The 21,533-nt window shown below is 67.7% G+C and carries 23 protein-coding genes, 1 tRNA gene and 2 pseudogenes; 4 read left to right on the top strand and 22 right to left on the bottom strand.

Features of this window, described 5'->3' with window-relative positions; all coding sequences use genetic code 11:
* On the top strand, positions 1-444 hold a 444-nt coding region (locus J7E87_RS25130), incomplete at its 5' end, for an Ig-like domain repeat protein (protein WP_215096783.1).
* 170 nt (positions 445-614) lie between these two features.
* On the opposite strand, the gene J7E87_RS25125 is transcribed toward J7E87_RS25130, so the two are convergent.
* On the bottom strand, positions 615-1,124 hold the full coding sequence (locus J7E87_RS25125; RefSeq protein WP_215096782.1) for a phosphoribosyltransferase: 510 nt from the start codon (positions 1,122-1,124) through the stop codon (positions 615-617).
* Positions 1,125-1,127: 3 nt separating this feature from the next.
* Positions 1,128-1,703 (bottom strand): dCTP deaminase, encoded by a 576-nt coding sequence (dcd, locus tag J7E87_RS25120; RefSeq protein WP_215096781.1) that lies wholly within the window; start codon positions 1,701-1,703, stop codon positions 1,128-1,130.
* 465 nt (positions 1,704-2,168) lie between these two features.
* On the opposite strand from dcd, the gene J7E87_RS25115 reads away from it, so the two are divergent.
* A tRNA-Gly gene (locus J7E87_RS25115) sits at positions 2,169-2,242 on the top strand.
* Positions 2,243-2,293: 51 nt separating this feature from the next.
* On the opposite strand, the gene xerC is transcribed toward J7E87_RS25115, so the two are convergent.
* From xerC to J7E87_RS25050, 13 genes are all read right to left on the bottom strand, one after another.
* Positions 2,294-3,460 carry a tyrosine recombinase XerC gene (xerC, locus tag J7E87_RS25110; RefSeq protein WP_215096780.1) on the bottom strand — a complete coding sequence of 389 codons (1,167 nt, stop codon included), beginning with the start codon at positions 3,458-3,460 and terminating at the stop codon, positions 2,294-2,296.
* Positions 3,460-3,675, bottom strand: a complete 216-nt coding sequence (locus J7E87_RS25105; RefSeq protein ID WP_215096779.1) for an excisionase family DNA-binding protein — start codon at positions 3,673-3,675, stop codon at positions 3,460-3,462. Before J7E87_RS25105 ends, xerC begins: the two co-directional genes overlap by 1 nt.
* Positions 3,672-5,063: a replication initiator protein RepSA gene (repSA, locus tag J7E87_RS25100; RefSeq protein WP_308313073.1), complete on the bottom strand. Its 1,392-nt coding sequence runs from the start codon at positions 5,061-5,063 to the stop codon at positions 3,672-3,674. Before repSA ends, J7E87_RS25105 begins: the two co-directional genes overlap by 4 nt.
* Entirely contained in the window at positions 5,060-5,254 is a 195-nt protein-coding gene (locus J7E87_RS25095; protein ID WP_215096778.1) for a hypothetical protein, read from the bottom strand. The genes repSA and J7E87_RS25095 overlap by 4 nt, the downstream gene beginning before the upstream one ends.
* A 104-nt stretch (positions 5,255-5,358) precedes the next feature.
* Positions 5,359-5,916: a GGDEF domain-containing protein gene (locus tag J7E87_RS25090; RefSeq protein ID WP_215096777.1), complete on the bottom strand. Its 558-nt coding sequence runs from the start codon at positions 5,914-5,916 to the stop codon at positions 5,359-5,361.
* Positions 5,917-6,005: 89 nt separating this feature from the next.
* Positions 6,006-6,293 carry a SpdD protein gene (locus tag J7E87_RS25085; protein WP_215096776.1) on the bottom strand — a complete coding sequence of 96 codons (288 nt, stop codon included), beginning with the start codon at positions 6,291-6,293 and terminating at the stop codon, positions 6,006-6,008.
* Between the two features lie 23 nt (positions 6,294-6,316).
* Positions 6,317-6,472: a hypothetical protein gene (locus J7E87_RS25080; RefSeq protein WP_175263675.1), complete on the bottom strand. Its 156-nt coding sequence runs from the start codon at positions 6,470-6,472 to the stop codon at positions 6,317-6,319.
* Between the two features lie 20 nt (positions 6,473-6,492).
* The gene (locus J7E87_RS25075; protein WP_215096775.1) at positions 6,493-6,681 is read right to left on the bottom strand and encodes a mobile element transfer protein; all 189 of its coding nucleotides are present in this window, start codon (positions 6,679-6,681) and stop codon (positions 6,493-6,495) included.
* Between the two features lie 3 nt (positions 6,682-6,684).
* The gene (locus tag J7E87_RS25070) at positions 6,685-6,951 is read right to left on the bottom strand and encodes a hypothetical protein (RefSeq protein ID WP_215096774.1); all 267 of its coding nucleotides are present in this window, start codon (positions 6,949-6,951) and stop codon (positions 6,685-6,687) included.
* Positions 6,952-6,962: 11 nt separating this feature from the next.
* Complete coding sequence (locus tag J7E87_RS25065) at positions 6,963-7,586, bottom strand: DUF2637 domain-containing protein (RefSeq protein ID WP_215096773.1); 624 nt, start codon at positions 7,584-7,586, stop codon at positions 6,963-6,965.
* Between the two features lie 4 nt (positions 7,587-7,590).
* Positions 7,591-8,937, bottom strand: a complete 1,347-nt coding sequence (locus J7E87_RS25060) for an FtsK/SpoIIIE domain-containing protein (RefSeq protein ID WP_215096772.1) — start codon at positions 8,935-8,937, stop codon at positions 7,591-7,593.
* A 3-nt stretch (positions 8,938-8,940) separates the two neighbouring features.
* Positions 8,941-9,273 carry a hypothetical protein gene (locus J7E87_RS25055; RefSeq protein ID WP_215096771.1) on the bottom strand — a complete coding sequence of 111 codons (333 nt, stop codon included), beginning with the start codon at positions 9,271-9,273 and terminating at the stop codon, positions 8,941-8,943.
* Positions 9,274-9,411: 138 nt separating this feature from the next.
* Positions 9,412-10,191 (bottom strand): GntR family transcriptional regulator, encoded by a 780-nt coding sequence (locus J7E87_RS25050; RefSeq protein ID WP_215096852.1) that lies wholly within the window; start codon positions 10,189-10,191, stop codon positions 9,412-9,414.
* Positions 10,192-10,209: 18 nt separating this feature from the next.
* Here J7E87_RS25050 and J7E87_RS25045 point away from each other — a divergent pair, with 18 nt between their 5' ends.
* Positions 10,210-10,677, top strand: a complete 468-nt coding sequence (locus J7E87_RS25045; RefSeq protein ID WP_215096770.1) for an NUDIX hydrolase — start codon at positions 10,210-10,212, stop codon at positions 10,675-10,677.
* Between the two features lie 676 nt (positions 10,678-11,353).
* Here the strand turns inward: J7E87_RS25045 and J7E87_RS25040 are convergent.
* Positions 11,354-12,106: a DUF4145 domain-containing protein gene (locus J7E87_RS25040; protein WP_215096769.1), complete on the bottom strand. Its 753-nt coding sequence runs from the start codon at positions 12,104-12,106 to the stop codon at positions 11,354-11,356.
* Between the two features lie 261 nt (positions 12,107-12,367).
* On the opposite strand from J7E87_RS25040, the gene J7E87_RS25035 reads away from it, so the two are divergent.
* On the top strand, positions 12,368-13,006 hold the full coding sequence (locus J7E87_RS25035) for a hypothetical protein (RefSeq protein ID WP_215096768.1): 639 nt from the start codon (positions 12,368-12,370) through the stop codon (positions 13,004-13,006).
* Between the two features lie 1,051 nt (positions 13,007-14,057).
* Here J7E87_RS25035 and J7E87_RS25030 read toward each other — a convergent pair.
* From J7E87_RS25030 to rfbB, 6 genes and pseudogenes are all read right to left on the bottom strand, one after another.
* Positions 14,058-15,818 (bottom strand): protein kinase, encoded by a 1,761-nt coding sequence (locus J7E87_RS25030; protein WP_308313072.1) that lies wholly within the window; start codon positions 15,816-15,818, stop codon positions 14,058-14,060.
* A gap of 554 nt (positions 15,819-16,372) precedes the next feature.
* The gene (locus J7E87_RS25025) at positions 16,373-18,805 is read right to left on the bottom strand and encodes a VCBS repeat-containing protein (protein WP_215096767.1); all 2,433 of its coding nucleotides are present in this window, start codon (positions 18,803-18,805) and stop codon (positions 16,373-16,375) included.
* 567 nt (positions 18,806-19,372) lie between these two features.
* A complete protein-coding gene (locus J7E87_RS25020; protein WP_215096766.1) occupies positions 19,373-19,933 on the bottom strand; it encodes a DinB family protein in 561 nt (186 codons plus the stop codon).
* Positions 19,934-19,967: 34 nt separating this feature from the next.
* Positions 19,968-20,182 (bottom strand): annotated as a pseudogene (locus tag J7E87_RS35400) (hypothetical protein); the annotation flags it as partial.
* 178 nt (positions 20,183-20,360) lie between these two features.
* Positions 20,361-20,545 (bottom strand): annotated as a pseudogene (locus J7E87_RS36225) (IS630 family transposase); the annotation flags it as partial.
* Positions 20,545-21,504, bottom strand: a complete 960-nt coding sequence (gene rfbB / locus J7E87_RS25015) for a dTDP-glucose 4,6-dehydratase (protein ID WP_215096765.1) — start codon at positions 21,502-21,504, stop codon at positions 20,545-20,547. The gene rfbB and the pseudogene J7E87_RS36225, both read right to left, overlap by 1 nt.
* Positions 21,505-21,533 lie beyond the last annotated feature (29 nt).

Genomic DNA, 21,533 nt, shown 5'->3' with positions numbered 1-21,533 from the left:
ACCACCATCCCCGTCGGCGACGGCCCCAATGCAATTGCGATCGGGACCATCACTACGGAGCGGACCCCGACCAAGCTGACGCTGAAGGCGAAGAAGAAGGGGTACGGGAAGTGGGACGTCCTGGGCAACCATGGCCTCACGCTGACCGCCAAGCTGACCGCCGAGGGCCTGCCCCTGGAAGGCAAGGACATCACCTTCACCAACGCCGTCCTGCTGTGCACCGAAACCACCGACGAACGAGGCAAGGCCACCTGCAAGGTCCCCGGCAAGCAGGACAAGGACACCTGCTACACCGCCACCTTCGCCGGCGACGACACCTATCTGCCCGCCACCGTCACCCTGTGCAAGAAGCGCGACAACGACAAACCCGACCTCTTGTCGCAGCTGCCCAGCCTGAGCGAGGTCCCCGTACCGGCACTCTCGCCGTTGGGGGCATCGGCGTGAGCCTGCCCGGCCGAGCCCCGGCGACTTCACGCCGCCTCCTGCAGCCCCACGACTGATCACCTCGAAGGCGCGCCCCGACAGGGCACGCAGTCGCCTTCACGACTCGTGGTTCTGACCCCGATTGGGGTCAGGGCCACGACGGTGCCATGGGGACTCGATCGATGCGTGTCCTACAGAGCGTCGAGCGACGGGGTGATCGGTGTGCCGGACTTACGGCATGGAGGCAGCACAGACCAGGGGAAGTTGATCCACTCGTCGGTGCGCTTCCAGACGTACTCGCACTTCACCAGCGATTGAGACTTCTCGTAGATGACGGCGCTGCGCACCTCGGCGACGTGGTCGACGCAGAAGTCGTACACGAGCTTCAGCGTCTTGCCGGTGTCCGCGACGTCGTCGGCGATGAGGACTTTCTTGTCCGAGAAGTCGATGGCATTCGGCACGGGCGCGAGCATGACGGGCATGTCGAGCGTCGTACCGACTCCCGTGTAGAACTCCACATTCACCAGGTGGATGTTCTTGCAGTCGAGCGCATACGCCAGCCCACCGGCGACGAACACCCCACCACGCGCGATGGAGAGCACGACGTCGGGCTCGTAGCCGTCGTCGGCGATGGTCTGCGCGAGCTCGCGGATCGCGCCGCCGAACTCCTCGTAGGTCAGGTTCTCGCGCACATCACTCATGGCTCACACCTGCGTCCGGTGGAAGTTCATGAACGACCGCGAGGCCGTGGGCCCGCGCTGCCCCTGGTAGCGGGACCCGTAGCGGCCGCTCCCGTACGGGAACTCGGCCGGCGAGCTCAGCTTGAACATGCACAGCTGGCCGATCTTCATCCCGGGCCAGAGCTTGATCGGGAGCGTCGCGAGATTCGACAGCTCGAGCGTGACGTGCCCGGAAAACCCGGGGTCGATAAAGCCGGCGGTCGAGTGTGTGACGAGCCCGAGCCGCCCGAGGCTGGACTTCCCCTCGAGGCGCGAGGCGAGGTCGTCAGGCAGGGAGATGACCTCGTACGTCGATGCCAGGACGAACTCGCCGGGGTGCAGGATGAACGGCTCGTCCCCTTCCGGCTCGACCAGCCTGGTCAGATCCGCCTGCTCCACAGCCGGGTCGATGTGCGGATAGCGGTGGTTCTCGAACACCCGGAAGTAGCGGTCGAGCCGCACATCGATGCTCGAGGGCTGCACCATGGATTCGTCGTACGGGTCGATGCGCACCCGTCCGGCGGCGATCTCGGCCCGGATGTCCTTGTCTGAGAGAAGCACGCCCTGAGGATACGCAGAGCGCGCGGGCCCACCCCAACCGGACGGCCCCACGCGCCCCTGACCGCCGCGTTTCCTACCGCTTGACCGGCTCCACAGGCACGACATTCCGAAGCCGCGCACAACGCGGACACCGGATGAGCCGCCCGGGCCCGATCCGGTCGGGGCCGAGCTGCTGCAACGGGAACGAAGCGGTACTGAAGACGTGCCCATCGGCACAGCGGACGACGGTGCGCTCCATCAAGTCCATCGAGTCCCTTCCCCATGAATGCGGACGAACGCCCACATTAGGGGATCTACGGGACGCACCCACGGGCGGCACTCCGTCGCTCAAAGGTACGCCTCAACTCCCGCACCCCGCAGCCACATCGGGCCACAGGAGAGCGCGAAGGCCCCGCGGCTTCATTCGCCGGGGGCCTGTGATGAGGTAGAGTGTGCGCCGATGCGGTGCCGGTGACGGCTCGCCGCGCGGGTGTAGTTTAATGGTAGAACATGAGCTTCCCAAGCTCAGAGCGCGGGTTCGATTCCCGTCACCCGCTCCATGGAAAAGGCCCAGGTCATAGACCCGGGCCTTTGTTGTTGTCTGGACCACGCTAGGCGTCTCGTGCCCGTTGCGTGCCCGATGCCTGATCGTCGGGCACGGGGCCGGCCTTCTCCCGCTCGGCCTGGACGCGAGCGTCGATCCCGTCGGCCACTTCCCTCTGCCGCTCCAGGTTCGAGTGCTGATAGATCAGTGCGGCCCGCTCCGAGGACTGCCCGGCCCGCACCATCGTGTCCTTGAGGGTGGCGCCCGACTGTGTCGAGAGCGTGTGGCCGGTGTGACGAAGATCGTAGACGCGGAAGTTGTCCGGGAGCCCGACCGTGGCACGAGCCTGCCGCCACTTCCGTCCAAAGGACGACCGCCGGAACGGGGCACCCTTCTCCCCCACGAACAGCAGTCCGTCCGGAGCCTTCTCCGCATACCAGGCGAGGTGTCGCTTCAGGTCCTTCTCCATGAAGGCCGGCAGGACCAGGAATCGCCTGCCCGAGTCCGACTTGGTGTCGCCAGGTGCCCGACGACCTGTGGTGAGTTCCGGCTCAGCCGCACGCACCCAGATGCCGACGTGCTCCAGGTCGACGTCGCGACGCCGCATCGCTGCCTGTTCCTCGGGACGGGCCGGGCCATACGCGGCGACGTAGACCATCAGTCGCCAGCGGGGTCCCATCGCGTCGGCGAGCGCGTCGACCTGGGCGACGGTGGCGGTGGGGCGCTCCTCAGCAACTTCCTTGCCCGCACCTCGGATGCGGCAGGGATTGCGTCGGATCAACTCGTCGTCCGCAGCCGTCTGCATGACGGCTTTCAGCAGTCGGTAGGCCTTGGCGATCGTGGTGTGAGCCTCGGTGGTGTCGAGTCGTTCCGAACGCCAGGAACGGACCCGGGGTGGGGTGATCTCGTCGAGATCCATGCCGCTGAAGGTGGGCAGGACGTGCAGACGGAGCAGCCGCCGATACAGCTCATCCGTGGTCGGCGAAAGACGACGCTCCTTGACCCACTGAAGGGCGTACTCCTCGAAGTTGACCGCGCCAGCGTCGGGGTCTGCCCAGTCCCCTCGCCGGATCTCGGTCTGCTGTTCCGCGAGCCAGTCGTCAGCGTCTCTGGCCGACTCGAAGGTCTGCGGTGCCGGGCGGTCGAGGCCGTCGGGGCCCTGATAGCGAGCCTGGTAGCGGCCGGACGGCAGCTTGCGGATGCGCCCGAAGCGCCGCTTCTTCTTGGCAACCATCAGGCAGCCCTCCCGTAGCGCGAGCGGCGACGGCGGATGGGCTGCACGGTGTTGCCCTCGATGTACGCCGTCAGCACGCTGTCCGCGATCCGCACATGGCGGCCGATCTTCACGAAGGCGATGCGCCGCTCGGCGATCAGCCGCCGAGGAAAGCGTTCGGTGGTGCCGAGGCGTTCGGCGGCTTGCTCCACGGTCAGCAGCAGGTCGCTGCTCATGACCGGACTCCTTCCAAGGCGAGGTCGTGCAGGGCTTCCCGGGCGGTTTGGCGGTTGAGCTGGAGGTCTCTTGCGATGGAAGCGGCGAACAGCGACTCACCGGGCGAGTGGCCCTGACCGGCGAACTGCCAGGAGGCGAGGACGAGGACGGTGAGGTCCTGGTCCGGGTCGGGCAGGTCGAGGGCTTCGCGTTGTTGGGCGGCGCGGTAGTCGGCGCGGACCTGGCGGAGGGCGCCGAGGGTCGTCGAGTAGTGGCGGGACTTGGAGGAGAAGTGGCCGCGGAAGCCGAGCATGTGGGCCCAGGCGCGGAGTCGGCGGTCCGGGTACAGGGCGTCGAGGTCGAAGCAGGCTTCGATGAGGCGGCGCGGGTGGTCGGGTACCTCGAGGAGGTCCAGGACCTCGCGGTTGCCGACGCGGCGGTCCACGGTGCCGGTCGTCTCGGCCGCCTTGGTGGCGTACTTGGCGACGTAGGCGGCGACCTTCTGTTCGGTGATGTCGGTGCCGGCCCCGAAGGCGCGGATGGGTCGGATGTCGAGTTGCTTGCCCCAGCGCAGGGAGCGGGCGGGCCGGTCGGCGGCGGCCGGGACGGTAATGGTCGTGTAGGCGTGGTGGGCGGCGGCGCGGATGGCGTCGGTGAGCAGCTGCACGGTGGCCCAGGAGGGCGGCGGGTCTTCGGGGCCGTCCGGTCCGTCGAGGCGCACGACGGCGTGGAAGTGGATCGCGCCGCGCTTCTGGAATTCGGCGACCTTGCCGTAGGAGACCCGGGCGGTTTCCTTGAGTTCGCGTTGTGAGAGTCCGGCGCGGGCTGCGATCTCTCGGCGGAGCCTGTTGGTGAAGCGCTGCCAGAGTTGGCCCGCGTGGTTGTTGAAGAGGACGGCGGCGGTGTAGTCGTACGTCGTCGGGTCGAGCGGTGTGCCGAGTGCGTCGTCGTCGGGCGCGTGGGTGAGGCCGCAGCGGCAGCGGCCGGAGTCCGGGCGGTTGTGGACCGGGCCGAACGACGGCGCGGTGAGTGTGGTGAAGACGCGGGGGTGGTCGCGGACGGTGGCCGGGACGTCCTTGTCCTGGTCGCCCGCGAGTCCGGCACGGATCAGGTGGTAGGTGTCGGCGGCGTACGTCCAGGCGCAGGCCGGGCAGCGGGAGGCCCGGCGGTTGCCGCAGGCGAGACGGAGCCGCCCATCGGGCTCGGTCTCGGTGGAGTAGCGGTGCATGGTCTCGCCGGACGTCTTGTCCTTGGTGAGGGTCCAGCCGGTCAGGTGGATGGGGTTGGCGCATCCACCGGTGCGGCGAACCTGATCGCGCCAGCGGTCGAAGCCTGAGGACCCGGCCACCCGCAGCATGTCGCCGAGGGTGGCCGGGTCCAGGCCAGCGACAGTCGCGGTGTCGGTCACGCACCCTCCCTCACGACGATGACGACGGGAGCGGATACACAGGCCATGCCGGTGCCACGGCAGCGGCGGCAGACCACGTTGAGCGTGGCGCGAGTGCCGTCCGACAAGAGCGAGCCGGTGTCGATGGCGACCACGGGGAAGCCGTCGCAGTCGGGGCAGATGCGCGTTCGGGCAGGGCGGAGCTGGGCCATGATGGTGGTCCTTTCGATTGCGGTTGGAAGGGGCCGGACCGTCCGGGCGGCGGCGATGCTTGGCGGCTTGTGCGTCGCCCGGAGGCCGGTCAGTGCGTCAGTGCTCAGTGCGAGAGAGTGCGGGTGCCACGGCGGCCGGCCTTGCCCTTGGCCGCGTACATCGCGGAGTCGGCGGCGGCGAGCGCGTCGGACAGGCTGCGGACCGGGAGGTCGGCGAGGCGGCAGGACCCGACAGAGACGTACAGCGGCAGTCGTCGCCCGGAGTACGCGAGCGGCCGATGCAGAGCGCTGGTCAGTGAGTCGAGGTCGGGACCGGCGCTGGTGCGGATGATGGCGACGAACTCGTCTCCGCCGATACGGCCCGCGATGCCCTGTCGGCCGCACCAGGCGGTGAGCCGTTCCGCGGTGGCGGTGAGGGCGACGTCTCCGGCGGCGTGGCCGTGGGCGTCGTTGAGGTTCTTGAAGTCGTCAAGGTCCAGGAGCAGGACGACGGCGTCCCGGTGGCGACGGATGATGCGTTCGGCGCGAGCGGTCCATCCGGCGCGGGTGCGCAGGCCGGTGAGCGGGTCTCGGCGAGCAGCGGTCAGCCGCTGGGCGAGGTAGGCGGAGTGGGCGGTCCAGCCGATCAACGGCAGGGATAAGGCGAGCGCTTGGGTGTCCACGGTTGTCCTTCGTTGCGGTTGGAAGGGGTTACGTGGGCCGTCCGGGCAGCGGCGATGCTTGGCGGCTTGTGGCACTGCCCGGCGGCCGGTCAGCGGCGGAATTCCTGGCGGAGCATGCGGACGAGGACCAGGAGGACGACGCCGCTGATGGACAGGGCGAGTCCGGTGATGGCGACCGCCAGGAGCATGGAGGTGAGCACCACGCCGGTGACGACGACACCCGTCACGACGGCGGCCGGGTTGCTGCGGACCAGGTCGAGGACTCCGGAGCGGGTGGGTGCGGGTGCCGGCGGGGCGGACCGTTCGGCCGGGTTCGGGGCGTGGGTGTGCGCGGTCGGGACGTACGTGTCGGGCGTCGGGTACTTGGGCTTGAACATGGCGTGCTCCCTTCGGGACGGGGCTACTTGGCGAGCGGGTCGATGACCGGGGCGAGGAGGCTGTCCGCGAGGAGGTAGCCGCCCAGGAGCAGGACGGCGACGAGCCAGATGGGCGGGCGGACGAGCTTGATGCCGAGCCAGCCGACAACGATCAGGGCGAGCCAGAGCGGAACGTTCATGGCGGTCATCTCCTCGGCGGTCAGCGCGGGTTGCAGCGGTGCGTGCGAGCGGCGAGCTCGGCGGCGGCGCGGTTGAGGTAGTCGGCGGACCAGTCGCAGCCGGGGGCGGTGCAGGCGGTTGCGTGGGCGTCGCGGCCGTGGCGGTCGTGGTGGGTGCCGATCTGGACGGGGCCGATGCGGTCGACGCCCCAGAAACGGTTTCGGGGCATGGCTCACCTCCTCTCAGGCGAGCTGGGGGTGAGTTCGGCGGCGGTGTACATCTCGACAGCGGTGACGTAGGCGGCGACGGCCGTGAGTAGATCCTGCGCGAACCTGAGCTGCTCGGCCGGGGGAACGCTGTCCCGGGCGTAGAGCGTGAACGACGCGTGCTCGTCCTGGACAGCGAGGATCGGAGTGCGATTAGTGCCGTAGTCGTGGCACATCACGAACGGCTTGTCTGTGAGGTGAAAGCTGATCGAAGCGCCGATGGAACTGGACATCAGGAACTCCCTCAAGCGAGTTGCGTGGCGATGGCCTCGGCCATCGCGGCGGGGACACCGAGGCGGGCGCGCAAGGTGTCGGGGTCGATGGCACGGCCGGTTGCCGAGTGGTGAGCGTCGGCGAGCTTCCGCGCGTGGGTAATGAGGGCGGGCGGTACAGCCGGAGAAGCGGGCAAGGCCGGGGCGGGCTCGGTGACCTGCTCTCGTGCGACCTCGGTGTCGGGCTCGGCCGTTGCGGGCTGGGCGGACTCCTGCGGCTCAGGCCCCGGGGTGTGGACGAGCAGCGTCCCGCCGAGGAAGGCGAGGGCCGGCCATCCCGCCACGAGGATGCGCAGCCAGTCGGGCACGTCGTTCAGGTCGAGCAGTCCGGCCGTGGCGACGTTCGCGCCGAGGGAAGCGGCGAGCGCCACCGCGAACCAGGTCCATGCACCACGCCTGGGGGCATCGGAGTCCCGCAGGGTCCGGAGCCGACGCCAGGCGGCGACGAGCAGCAGATCCACGGAGACCGGGTAAGCCCACGCCTTCCAGCCGCTCTGACCGGCGGCCTCGGCGAGGTCGTGAAGGTGGGAGAAGGACAGCGCACCCGCGATCACGGCCTGTACGAGCACGGCGTCCAGTCGGAGCGATGACCTCATGGCGTCAGTCCTTGTCCGCGACCAGGGCGAAGGCCCGGGACGGTGCTGAGGGTCGGAACGGGTCGAGATTCGGTACGGAGGGAGTCATGGCGGCGTGCTCGGCGCATACCGCGACCGCGTCGGGCAGGCTCGTGAATGGGCTGCGGACGAGGGACCAGCCACCCGAGGAATCGCCCGCCACGGCCACACCGCGCTGGTCGGGACCGATGGTCGTGGCGGCGAGGACGGCGACGGGGCTGATGTCCCCGAGCGCCATCTTGGCCGTGGTCTCGTCGTTGACACGGTGCGAGATGCGCCCGGTGAGCTGGGCACGCAAGGCCGTTGCGCCCTTGCCGAGTTCCGCGCCGAAGCGCTGCCCGCAAACCTCGAGGTAGATGCCGGCGGCGCGGCCGAGCTGGGCGAGCCGAACGAGCTGGGTAACCATCTGGTCCCGCCGCTTCTCGTCGGCGCTGGTGGCCGTGAGGAAGAGTTCCGCCACCTCGTCGACGACGACCACGACCGGCACCGGCCGCATGTCCTCGGGCAGGCCCCAGATGTCCGAGCTGATCGCCTCAGCAGACGTGCCGGGTGCGAGCCGCTGAGCTGCCCGGATCAGTTCGTATCGCTCGGTCATCTCCCTGACCAGGGCATCCAGCAGGTCGGCGGCTTCCTCAGGCATGCAGGCCAGGGCCGACAACCGCGGTGAGAACGGGGCCAGTTCCACTCCCCACTTGCAGTCGATCCCTACGAGGGCAACCGGCTGAGGAGCGAGCCCCGCCAGCAGACCGCGCAGGTAGACCGACTTACCCGACTCCGTCGCGCCCATCACCAGCTCATGAGCGATCGCCCGGAAGTCCCGCGTATGAACGGCACCGTCGGAACGCAGGGCCACCGGCACGCTCAGCAACTTCTGTTGTGCGGTGCGAGGCATGACGACCCGGCGCAGCACGTCGTACCCGATGACCCTGACTTGCAGCCACCCCGGGGTGAGCGCGGTGACGTGCACGGCGTAGGCCCGCCAGGAGTGCCGCAGACGCTCGGTCGCCGTCTCGAAGTCGTGGACCTCCTGGCCCGGCTGCATCCTGATCCGGAGCACGAGGCCGCTGGCGGTGATCCGGGCCCCTGTCAGGCGCGGGACCATCCGGGACGGCGTCCGCTTCGTGGCTGCCGCGACGGCGAGCCGGAGCCGGGACGGAGGCTCGGTGAGCCCGCACGCCTCCAAGACCGAGCGATACGTGATCGCGATCCGAATCAGCTTCGCCAGAGCTCCGAAGGCGATCCAGTACCAGACGGGCCGCGTCCGACGCAGGACCAGCAGTCCGGCGACTATCAGCACCAGGCCGACGAGCGCGGTGATCTGTCCACCCGTCATCGCTCAGCCCGCCAGCGAGGTGACGGCAGCGGCGCGGAACGAAATGCCGTGCCGCTTCTGGCCGTTGAACTCGTTCTCCCACGGCCGCGCCATGAGGCCGGTCAAAGCCACCGGCGTACCTGTAGCCAGGTCACCGGAGATGTCGTCCTCGATCACGGTGACCGTCACGACCTCGGCGTTGCCGTTCCCGACAAAGAGCACGTCCACCGTCATCAGCGGCTTGCTCGTCTCGGTGTCGACGGCGATGAGGCCGTTCTTCTTGTCCTTCATCTTCTGCTGCGGGGGCTGGGCGACCATCACGGTCACACCGGTCATGTCCACAGGGATCACACGCACAGAGATCACTCCTCTAGAAGTGCCTAGCTCCTTCACTCATGTATATGAGTGACATGAAGAAGAGTGCATGACTCCTATACATGAGTCAACCCGCCGAGACGAAGAAGTCGCGGCGGGCTGTGGGGAGTTGAGCGAGCGTCAGTCGGCCGCGGGGATGCGGTAGCTGAAAACGAACTGGTCAGCGGCCATGAGGGTGTCGCAGACCTCGACCACGCGGCCCTCTTCGGTTACCGCCTCGCGGATGAGATGAACGACCGGAGCACCGGGGCTCAGGGCCAGTTCGGAGGCTTCCGCCTTCGCGGCCGGGCGCGCTTGCAGCGTCTCGACGAACTCGGCGAAGACGTGGCCGTCACCCTCCAGCCGGGCGTAGATGCCACCGGGGCCGGGGTTCTCGGCGAACAGCTCGGGGATGTCCTTGACCACGTCCCACGGAAGGTACGAAGTCGCCGTCTCGACGGGTGTCCCGTTGCGGAAGTAGAGCCGCCTGCGCGCGAGCACCTGGGCGCCGGCCTCAACGCCGAGCCGTTCCGCGATGTCCTCCGGGGCTTCCATCGGTCCGATGTAGAGGACGCTCACCTTGGCGGTGGCACCAGACTGCGCGGACTCGGCCAGGTACGCGGCCTTGCCGCCACGACGATGCGATGCCCGGAACCGGTCCGACGACCGCAGCCGCACGGGCGGACGGTCCTTCACGATCGAGCCCTTGCCGTGCCGGGTGTCGACGAGCCCACTGGCCCGGACTTCCACCATGGCCTTGCGAATCGTGCCGCCGGCGACGCCGTAGCGCTCGACGAGCTCGGACTCACTCGGCACCATGTCACCAGGCTTCAGGATGCCAGCCCTGATCTGCTGGATGATCTCGTCGGCGATCTGAACGTACCGGGGTACGGCCCTGCCACCTCCTACCGCGGTTCCCATCGTCCTGCTCACTCTCCTATGCTCCTGTACATGAGTAACAGCGCTCGCGAAGCCCAGTCAACGCCACTGCACTCCGTGTCGGTGGCCGGGGCCGTTGTGCGCGAGGACGGCCGGCTACTGGCGATCCGCCGAGCGGACAACGGGACTTGGGAACTGCCGGGCGGCGTCCTGGAGCTCTCGGAGTCACCCGAAGCAGGCGTTGCCCGCGAGGTCCTGGAGGAGACGGGCATCCACGTCGAGGTGGGCGAGCTCTCCGGCGTCTACAAGAACACGGCCCGCGGCATCGTCGCCCTGGTCTTTCGCTGCAAGCCCTCCGCCGGTACCGAGCGCACCTCCGACGAGTCGACGGCAGTCACTTGGCTCACGCCTGAGGAAGTCGCCGAGCGGATGTCCGAGGTCTACTCGGTACGGCTGTTGGATGCCCTGGACGAGGCAGGCCCTCACGTCCGGAGCCATGACGGCAAGCACCTGATCCCAGCGCGGTAGAACTTTCTCTACTAGATCAAGGCTCGCTTCGCTCGCTGCCCGACCGGCGTTCGGGCAGTGAGCGGATCACTGCCAAACCAAGCCGTCACACGCGTCCCGGTCACACGGGACCGGCCCTGTCGCACGCCCGCCATGCGCCCGAGTGGCCCCCAGAAGAAGGCAAAGACCAGAGCACCAGGCCCGGGGGAAGAGGCGGACGCTCGGGAGAACACCACATTGGACGCATCGAGCGTCTGCATTCCCGACCTCCTGAACTGCAGTAGCAGTCTGATCAGAGATCAGAGGTGCCGCGCCAAGGCGCGGCGGCGCCGGCCGGACGCCGCCGCGCTTGCCCCTCCATGTCTACGCCACCGGGGCCGCACGTCGTCGCCCGCCCGCGCCCACAAGGGGGCGAAAAGACCAGGCCGGGGGTGGGGACGGACGGCTCCACGGCCTTACCCACCTCCCCGGTTCGGGACCCGCGTCGAGCAAGACCAGGGGGCCACTCGGACACATTGCGGGCAGGGGACAAGCCTGCCCGAGCAGCCGGAAAGCGTACGGCCCCCTGATCATGCACGACCCCAAACCGGGCAGGACACCGGCCAAAGCCGTTCCACCGACCGCGCCAAGGAGCCCGCCCGCATGGTCAGCGGTGCTCTACTCAACGAGCTGGATACTTGGCAGTGCGGGGTGGGGGCTATGGACCCGTTTGAGGGGTCGGAGCCTGCTGAGCCTTCTTTGCTGCCTCATGACGCAGCTTGCGGGACTCGGCCAGTCGACGACGCTGGGCAGGCTGGACATAGAGGATGACTGTAGCCTCGGCGACCAGCTCGGCGATATCGGACAGTTCCTCAGGTGTGTACTCAAGGCCATGGTGCGCGCTGTCGTTGCCGACGATGCGGGTTTCGTCGAGCGCGTTGATCACCTCGGACGGCAAGCCCTTCACTGCCAGCTCTTGGATCTTCCCGTGGAGCGTGTGATGGGTGGCACCCTGGTCCTTGCATATCTCCTCGACGGTGGCTCGGTAGCCAACGCCTGCAAGACGAGGCGCGCCGACGTTCTCCGTCCGAGACGCTTCTTCGTAAAGGCTGCGGATCTTCTCCGGCACCTCCACACCAAGGACACGAGGCGGAGGAGCGGGCCAGAGCACCTGTCGGCTCACCTCAACGGTTGGCCGATTCACATGGTCGGGCATGCCACCCCGCTTGCACGAGGCGATCTCCAGGACGGTGCGACCGCACATCTGGCAGACCCAGGTTTCTCCTTGCTGCCACGAGTCGAGACCGTGGGTGTTCAGGTAGCCGCCGGAGGGAGACTCCCACGTGTAGGTTCGGCACTCGGGGGAGATCACCCACTGATCTGCGAGATCCATGGCGGATCCAATGCCGCAGTCCGGGTACGGACAGACAGCCCTGCGCTGACGTATCACAGCGAATTCGTCCTTGGCCATTCGGAAAGCCTACCGATCTTTCGTGCCCAACTCGCCTGGTTTATCCGGAGGGAAACGTGCTCCACTCGCCGTTGGCCGTACCCAAGCGTGTTCGATCGAGCGGTACCCACCAGGGCACAGCGGGTACCAATGCCCACCCACCTGCGCAGCACCGCGGCGTTGTCCTCCCGGCTGGCGGACGGACGCTGGCCCGAGGGCGGGGGCCGCCTCCCTTTGATCAACCCCAAGGCACATAAACCTTGCCGCTGCCATCATGAGGCCATGTCGAACTCTCTACTTGTTGCGGCAGTGAGCGTCCTGGGCACACTCGCCGGCGGTGGACTGACCGCGGCAATTACCTTCCGGTCGGAACGACGCAAAGACGCAGCTCTCGCGGAGCAGCAACGACTACAGCTCCGGTCCGCTGAACAGCAACAGGCGCAGCTGCTGAAGGCAGAGGAGCGTCGACAGATACGAGAGCTCCAGATCGATCACCGTCGACAGGTGTATCAGCAGTTTCTAGCCGACGCCCATGCTGTCAACCACGATGGCGACAGGCTCGGCGACATGATCATGCGCTCCTACTACGAGCCAGTCGACGACATCGAGGCCTTGGTTGCGGGGGTCGACGCGGCAGTCAGAGCAGCCGGAGGCTCGCTACATAGAGTGCAATTGGAGGGGCCCGAAACGGTATCACAGCTAGCCACTGATGTTATGTCGTGCCTATCTCAGCTGCCTCCCACGCTTCGCATACTCCGGCGTTGGCGAGAGAACGGAAATCGTGGTTATGACCCCGGGGAGGAACCCCTGGACGGGTGGGTCGAAGTTCACTCACGCCTGAATGAGCGCCTCGACGCCTTTGTTCCGGCAGCACGTAGCGCCATAGACGATCTACTTAGCTCAAGTGGACCAGAACGGTGATGACGGATGCCCGTGGCACTCCCGTGCCAGTACCGGGAGAATCACGGGAAGTCGCCGACGACTTGCCTTCCGAGGGGCCCAACACAGGACAGGTCTCGGCAGGTTGCGCCACCGATTGCGGCGAGGCCTTGCGCTGGGCCGGAATCGCATGGGGCGTCCGGGGTGCCGTCGAGGGACTGACAGCGGGCGAGGAGCCCGCGATGCATGGAGGGCACGGCGCGGACGCGCAGCGTGTAGCCCTGGCCGCGCCGTACGGTCACGCCCTGGTCGAGCTCGGCCCACTCGCGCTCGGTCCAGCTCGGCCGTGTGAAGGAAGTCGGCGACCTTGCCCGCTTCGCCGCACAGTCATCGCCTACCGGAGCTGCCAACGCTGGTCGTCATGGCGGCTGTCGCTGGTGGAGCCGCCTCATGCTCGTCTCGTCATCCGTGCCCGATACGTGCCCGATACGGCGGTAAACCACGGTCAACAGTGGGCAACGACGAGAGGTTGAGAGCGTTCCGACTGGGGTGTTCGCCCGGGTCAAGTGCTTGATAGCTACTAAAAGACCGTTGATTCCCAAGCTCAGGCCTCAGGCGAACGGCGAAATCCCCAAGCCTTCCAAGTGCGCGAGAGTTGCCTCAAGGCACGCGTCGGCGGACGCCTCATCTGACCTGAAGAACGACTCCGCGCCCAAGACACCACCGGAGACGATCACCATCCAGCGATGGCCCCCGTGATCTCTCACCGTCAGCCTTGAAGACCACCGAGCACCCTCGCTCGGCTAGCCACCCCATCAGTTCCACAACGTCCACATCCGCCCCCTCCAGGGGGATCATGCCAGCCACGGGGATGCGGCATCGTCGGGCAGTCTCGGGGCCCTACGAGGGCGACCAGGCGGAGCGACTGCACTGAGCACGCGGCTACAGCAGCGCAGTACCGCAACTGCAGCAACCGTCCCCGTCCAGCCAGCTGGTGCGGGCCGCCAAAGACCGCCTCTGAAGCGGTCCCGGGCCGTCGCGGGGGCTACCACGGTGGCGGCTTGCGCCCCTATACAGCACTGGTTGGAAACGCCTAGCAGCGGGGCAGGGTGCCGCTCTCCTTGGTGAGTTTGGTGCTGTGGGCCCAGCCTTCGGTGTTCGTTCCATCGATACGGGCGTAGATCCACTTGTTGCCGTAGGCGTTGGTGATGTAGCAGTGGTAGTAGAGCTTCACACCGGTCTTGACCACGGTCACGTACTGGCATTCCGCGTACGGCCCGGTGTAGAGGTGGGACGTCTCGGCCAGGTAGCCGTAGCCGTCGCTGCGGTTCTCGTGGCCCCAGCCGGTGCAGGCCGTCGACACCGGGGTGGGCTCCTTCACCGTCGGGCTGGGCTTGGTCTCTGGGGAGGCCGACGGGCTCTCGGTCGGCTTGTCGCCTTCGACGCCGGGCTTCTTCGTGGGGCCCAGCTTCTCGTCCTCGTGACCGTCCGGCTCCTCCGAGGTCGACGGCTTCGAGGACGTTCCGGGAGAACCGGCGGACGACTGGGTGCTGCCCCCGGTCGGCCAGGGGCTGTCCGTGGGGAAGCCGACGCCGGGCGGCGTCGCCTGTGCGCCGTCCGTGGTCGTGCCGCCCTGTTGGGACGTCAGGGCGTAGGTGATGCCGGCGCCTGCGGCGATGAGCACGACGGCGGCCGCTGCCGCGACGACGGTGCGGTTGCTGCGGCGCCGTGCGCGATGGGCTGCCGTCCGGCTCGTCTCGGGAGCGGGGACTCCGGCGTGGCCCGCGACCGGCGCGCCGTGCTGCGGCAGCGTCGGCGGCAGGTCGGGCTGCGCGTAGCCGGCGTGCGGAGGCTCAGGCTGCGGGGCGGGCTGGGGGAACAGCGGGGGACCGAACCCGGGGGCCGGTGCGGCGGCGGCCGCAGCCCCGGGACCCACTGTGGGAGCGGGAGCGGGAGCGGGTGTCGGCGTCGGAGCGGCGGATGCGAGGTGCACCGTCCCGCCCGAGGCGACGCGCTCTAGCATGCCGCGCGCCTGTTCCGCGGTGGGCCGGTTCTCCGGCTCCTTCGCCATCAGCGCCTGGAGCACCGGCGTGAGCGGTCCCGCCCGGCGGGGCTCCGGCAGGGGCTCGGTGACGATCGCCGAAAGGGTGGACCACGCGGACGTGCGGCGGAACGGCGGAGTGCCCTCCACGGCCGCGTAGAGGGTCATGCCGAGCGACCAGATGTCCGACGCGGGACCGGGCTCCCTGCCCTGCGCGCGCTCCGGCGGCAAATAGTCGAGGGAACCGACGAGTTGACCGCTCTGGGTCAGCTTGGCCATGGCGTCGTCGCCGGAGGCTTCCATGCTGGCGATGCCGAAATCGGTGAGCACGACCCTGCCGCCGTGCTCGATCAGCACGTTTCCCGGCTTGACGTCCCGGTGGAGTACGCCGGCCCGGTGCGCGGCGTCGAGCGCGTCCATCAGCTTGGCGCCGATCGCGGCGGCTTCGTGGGGCTCCAGTGTGCCGCGCTCCATCAGCACGTCGTCGAGCGAGGGCCCGTCGACGAGTTCCATGACGATGACCGGGAGACCCTGCTCCTCGGTCACGTCGTGCACGGTGACCACGCCGCTGTGCCGGATGCGGGCGGCGGCCTGCGCCTCCCGCTGCATCCGGGTCCGCACGTCGGCCAGTTCGGCTGCGGAGGTGTCGGTGAAAGCCCGCAGGACCTTGACGGCGACCTCTCGGTTCAGGAGTTCGTCCACCGCCCGGGCGACCACTCCCATGCCGCCGCGCCCGATCATGGAGGTCACCCGGTAACGCCCGCCGAGTACCTTGCCCGTCAGCTCTCCGCCATGCGCTTCCCCCGCGGTCACCGCACGCTCCGTTCCGTGGTTGTTCGTGAACCATCAATCCGAAGTCCTCAAGGGTAGAGGCAGGGGCGTGAGGGGAAGGCGGCGGCCGTGCGCAGGTATGTGACTGCCCATCAGGGTTGTCGCCCATGGCGGGCACGGCGGTCCCTGGACGTGCGTCTCGGCTGGCGTCAGATGTCAGAGCCGGGTGCCAACTTCCGCCGTCCAAGGGAAAAGCGAAGACGAAGGGCCCGGGGGAAGCCCCACTAGCTCAGCAATGATGCAGGGTGCGCCTGCACGGCGAGCGCACCAGATACGCACCAGATAGGGCAGCGATCACCGGTAAACCACGGTCACTCGGGAAGGCTGGAGCACACCCCGATTCGTATCGTTTCCACAGGTCAGCAGGCATGCCTGGTGGAAGCGGCCCGTGATTCCCAAGCTCAGAGGGCGGGTTCGATTCCCGTCACCCGCTCCAAAGACGAAGGCCCAGGCCAGGAAGATGATCCCCAACCTGGGCCCTTGTGCTCTCTGGACCGCTTCAGGCATCGCACACTCGACGTGAAGCTTCCCGGCCGTCAGAAGACAGCGATGTTCTTGACACTGGGCCAGGTTCCCGTTGTCCCCCGTCGGGGAGCGAAGGGTGCCCGCCAATCGCCGGTGCTGGCGTATACGTAGGCAGGGCCGGCGCCGTAGGCGACGAGGTCGGGGCGTCCGTCGCGGTTGGCGTCGCCGACCGCGACGAGGTGACTGTAGGCGTTCCAGCCGCCGCCGATCTTGGTGCGGGCGGCGAAGGTGCCGTCGCCCTTGCCGAGGTAGAGCCACTGGACACCGTCCCTGTCACGGGCAACGAGGTCGTCGGCGCCAGTTCCGGCGATGTTGCCGACGGCGGTGATCTGGTTGTAGATGCCCCAGCCGCCGCCGATCTTCTTGCGCTGGGAAAACGGCGTGGTGATGTTGCCTGTGCCCGTGTAGAGCCAGAGGCCCCCGGCCTTGTCGGCAGCGAGTAGGTCAGGCTTGCCGTCCGCGTTGAGGTCGCCGCCCCCAGTGATCTTGTCGTAGATCTGCCAGCCGGGTCCGACCTTCTTGCGCGGTGCGAAAGGCGTGCCCGGAGTGCCCTTGCCCTCGTAGGTCCAGAGACCGCCCGTCTTGTCCCGGGTCACAATGTCGGCATGCGAGGTGCCACCCAGGTTTCCGGGGGCCGTGAACCGGTCGTAGATCTGCCAGCCCGTCCCGACGGCCGAGACCGCCGGCCAGTAGAGCCCGTTGATGTCTAGGCGGTAGGCACTGTCGTGGCGCTTGAGCCGGCCCGTAGCGTCGACGACGAGCAGGTCCGGAGAACCGTTGTCGCTAAAGTCGTGCGGTGCCTGCCCGCGGACCACGGTGAAGGCCCCGGAGACCTCCGCCACGGGACCGATGCCGTTCAGCGGCGTCGCCTTGATGCGCCAGGTGTAGGCGCCGTTGTATGCGGCCACGAACTCTCCCGTCTCGCCCGGCGCCAGGTTGAATCGGCCGTCCCATGAGACGTTGATGGTCTCGGCGCCGGGGTCCCAGGTGTTCTGCGGGACCCTCGTCACCGTCCATCGCCGCTGGGAGGCTGTGTGGGTCAGCTCGATCTCCAGTCGCATGTTGGGGCGACTGACCGTCGTGTCCAAAGAGATGACGCCGCGATTGCGGTCGAGGTCGATCACGCTGGGAATGGTGTGTCCCAGGATGGTGACCTTGGTCGGCTCGCCGCTGCTCGCGACCATGGTGGCGATCGGCATTCCGTCCGAATCCAGGGAAATCCGGTACAGCCCTTCCCCCTGCGCCACGGTGCCGCCTTGAGCAACGAGCGAGCCATCAGGCGCGGTCATGCCACCGAAGTGAGTGTGGTCCAGCAGTTTGACTGTGGCACCGGTCTCCAAGGAGCGCGCGGTCAACGTGTACAACGGGTCCGGTTCATCGGCCTTGCCGCCCCCCGGCTGCGCGTACAGAACCCAGTCGCCGAGCAGGTCGACTCTGAGGAGGCCGTAGCCTCCCAGCCCGATGCGCTCGGGCTCGCCAGAGCCGCGTGGAGCGACAACGAGGGTCCGGCCGGCCTCACGACTGTTCTCGTTCCAGGCCAGATGTGTTGCCGATGCGGAAACGGATATCAAAGGCTCGTCGTTCCGGGTGTCACGCGTCTCGATCACGGCGCCCGTAGCGACATCCACCAGTGCAAGGCGGCTCGTAGTGGCCGTGGGGACGGTGTAGCTGACGAGCAGCATGCCTGCTGGAGCGTCGATGCTGACGGATCCGAAGGTGGCGTTCTTGGGCAAGCCCGTCACCGTTCGATCCCGCAGCGCGCCATCTTGTTTGTCGACGAAATGCAGGTCGGTCCCACCCGCCGTGTTGGTGACTGTCATGACGAGCGTGGCGCCGACGACCCGGCGCAGACTGTAGGTGCTGTTCAGGGCGCTCCGGTCGATCTGCACGGGAGCGGCGCCACCGCTCATGTCTTGCAGGATGTATGCGTCTCCCTGCTCCACAAGAACGATGTCCGACGATGAGCCGTAGGCCCTGCCGTTCATCTCGGTCGTGGAGCCGTCCGCGAATCGCGTCCACCTCCACCAAGGGTTGGCGCCGTCAAGCGTGGTGAGGAAGCCAGTCGTGCCGACGCTGGTCAGCACGGCACCAGGCGGAATACTGACCGGGGTCTGCTCGACCGTGACTGCAGTGACCCCGGCGCCGTCGACAGCCGGGACGGAAGCTGCAACTGCCGCAGGCGCAGTAAGTACCAGGGGAACCGAGGTGCCGACCGTGACGGCGAGTACCGCCGTGACAGCCGCGGTCAGCCGACGACAGGCCACCGGACGTGCGTGGATCAAATTCTGTTCCTCCCCGCAGAAACCAGGCGCAACATGCGCCACTCCCATGGGACACGTGGCCAGTTCGAATGGTTGTACTGAACCCCCAGGGATTGGTGGAGCTCTGCAGACCGATACCAGCCGCAGGCCTCCTCCAAAGCGGCAGAGCAGCTCACGAGCCAACTCCTCATAAGGCGAAAGCCGTAGAAGCGGAAGCCTCCGGCATCCCGACGTTGGCTCGCGCCTTCCGCCACTTCCGTCCGAAGGAGGAGCGTCGGAAGGGAGGGCCCTTCTCCCCCACGAACAGCAGGCCGTCCGGCTCCTTCTCCGCGTACCAGTCGAGACGTCTCCCCAGGTCCGTGTGCAGAAAGGCCCGGCCAAGGAACCGCTGCTTTTCCGGACTTCGTCGGCATGGGGCTGCAGGAGGCTCGAGACGCGGCGCAGGCAGAGGGCTTCTGTCCCCGTTTGTTGTCCGGACCTGTCCGGGCGCCGCGCACCAGACCCGCACCACCGCCTGTCGTAGACACCCCAGCGGGAGATCCCCCTGCGCGATCACGGCGCCAGGGCATCCACGCCCAGCGTCTCCGAGCGGACTGGATCGACGACACAGAGTTCGCTGCGTACGGCTTGACCGATAACGCTATTGCGGAACTCCGCGGATGGGCACAGCGGTGGGCCGGTCCGAGCCGAATGGTCGTTCAGCGCAATCCTGCTTGCGCCTCCGGCGGCGGATGTAATCTCCGGCCCTCGTTACTGACCCACCCGTCCGTCAATGCACTCGCGCACCAGGTCGGCGTGCCCGCAGTGACGGGCATACTCCTCGATCCTGTGCACCATCAGCTCCCGAACTGCGATCCCGTCCTTCCCCAGACGCTCGCTCAGATCCGAGTGCTCGGCCAGCGCGGCGTCGGTCGCGGCCTGCTCGCGCTCCAGAGCGGAGTACGCGGCGTCGACCTCGACCTGTTCGGCGACAGCTCCGTCGAAGTCCGCGTTCCCCTCGCCGTACAGCTTCGGCAGCGGATCACCGTCGCTGATCCAGTTGCGCCAGTCCCGTTCCACCTCGACGAGGTGCCGAAGCAGGCCGAGCAGCGACATCGTCGACGGCGGAACCGACCGACGGGCCAGTTGCTCCGCGTCCAGGCCCTCGCACTTCATCCGCAGGGTGATGCGGTAGTTCGTCAGGAAGTCCTGCAGCGTCGCAAGCTCGCCGTCCGGACTGGCACCTTCGCTGTTGCGGGGGTCGTCGTCCGGGTCAGCCCACATGTCGGGGTAGATGGTTGCCCGGCTCCATCGTGCGGGTTGATCACTCATGCGTTCCATGCTCGTCCGTGAGGACCCACGCTCGCTACTGCTTTCTTCGGCTCGGGGTGATGCAGTGGCCCGCGTTTGAAGTGTTCTTCACGGTTTTGAAGTGTTCTTCACGGTTGGCATTCTTGAGGATCTGGTCGGCAGTTCTGGTCCAGACGTACGGGTGTGCGCGGTCGTTCCAGCCTTCGATGAACGCGCGGATCTCGGCGTTGGGTCGCGGACGGACCGGAAGGTGCCGCGGTGGATGGCTTTTCACCCTGCCTCCCGGGCGGCTGCGCTCAGCTCAGCCTTCCGTCGGCGAAAGCCCCAGGCCGGCGGCCCGGGGCTCTATTGTCATCCAGACCAGTTTCGGCCCACCGTGTGCCCCAACTCCGCGAAAACCGCGGGCCCGCGACCAGCACGGTCCGGCCCTGCTGATGGCGGACAGCCGCCGCTCGCTGCGAATTCGGGCACGCTCTTCGCGTTGGACGGCCAGGACGTCGGCGTGACGGAGTTGGTGTTCCGCCGGCGCAGGTAGGCGTGCAGGGTCCGAGCCTGGGTGGCGTGGTTGGGGTGATGGGAGTTGGCCGGCGTGAACTGCCGCAGCGGTCCGAAGTGCGCCTCGAGTCGGTTGCTTACCTCGGGACCGCGTTCCACCAGGAGCGGTGCTCCCGGTACCAGGCCACAGTGGCGGCCAGCCCCTCGTCGAAAGAGCGCTGGGGCTCGTAGCCCAACTCGTCGCGGATCTTGGACCAGTCGACGGAGTAGCGGGCATCGTGGCCCTTGCGGTCCTCGACCTGCACGACGCTGTCCCAGTCCCTGCCGCAGGCGTCCAGCAGTCGATCGGTGAGCTGCTTGTTGGTGAGCTCGGTGCCGCCTCCGACGTTGTAGACCTCTCCCGGACGGCCGCCTTCCATGACGAGCCGGATGGCACGGCAGTGGTCCTCGACATGCAGCCAGTCGCGGATCTGTCCCCCGTCTCCGTACAGCGGTACGGGACGCCCGTCGAGGAGGCTGGTGATGAACAGCGGAATGATCTTCTCGGGGTACTGGTACGGCCCGTAGTTGTTGGAGCAGCGAGTGATGCGTACGTCCAGGCCGTGCGTACGGTGATAGGCGAGCGCGAGAAGGTCGGAGCCTGCCTTGGCCGCGGAATAGGGAGAGTTGGGGGCGAGCGGCTGTTCTTCGGTCCAGGAGCCGACGGGGATCGAGCCGTACACCTCGTCCGTGGAGACATGGACGAAGGTGCCCAGGCCGGCGTGGACGGCGGCCTCCAGCAGTGTCTGAGTCCCGAGCACGTTGGTCGAGGCGAAGTTGGTGCCGGTGGCTATCGAACGGTCGACATGCGACTCGGCAGCCAGATGCACCACTGCATCGTGCTCGGACATCAGCTCGGCCACCCGTCCGGCGTCGAGGATGTCGCCTCGGACGAAGCGCAGCCGCGAATCGTCCTTCACAAGGGCGAGGTTGGCCGGATTGCCCGCGTAGGTGAGCGCGTCCAGGACGGTGACGGCCTCGGGCGCCGAGTCGGACAGCAGCGATCGTACGAAGTGGGAGCCGATGAAACCGGCTCCTCCGGTGACGAGGATTCTCATGGCGGGTGTCGCGGACTTTCGTGTTGTAG

Source organism: Streptomyces sp. ISL-1 (genome assembly GCF_018614585.1).
GTDB lineage: Bacteria > Actinomycetota > Actinomycetes > Streptomycetales > Streptomycetaceae > Streptomyces > Streptomyces maoxianensis.
This window is presented reverse-complemented; position numbering and strand designations above follow the sequence as displayed.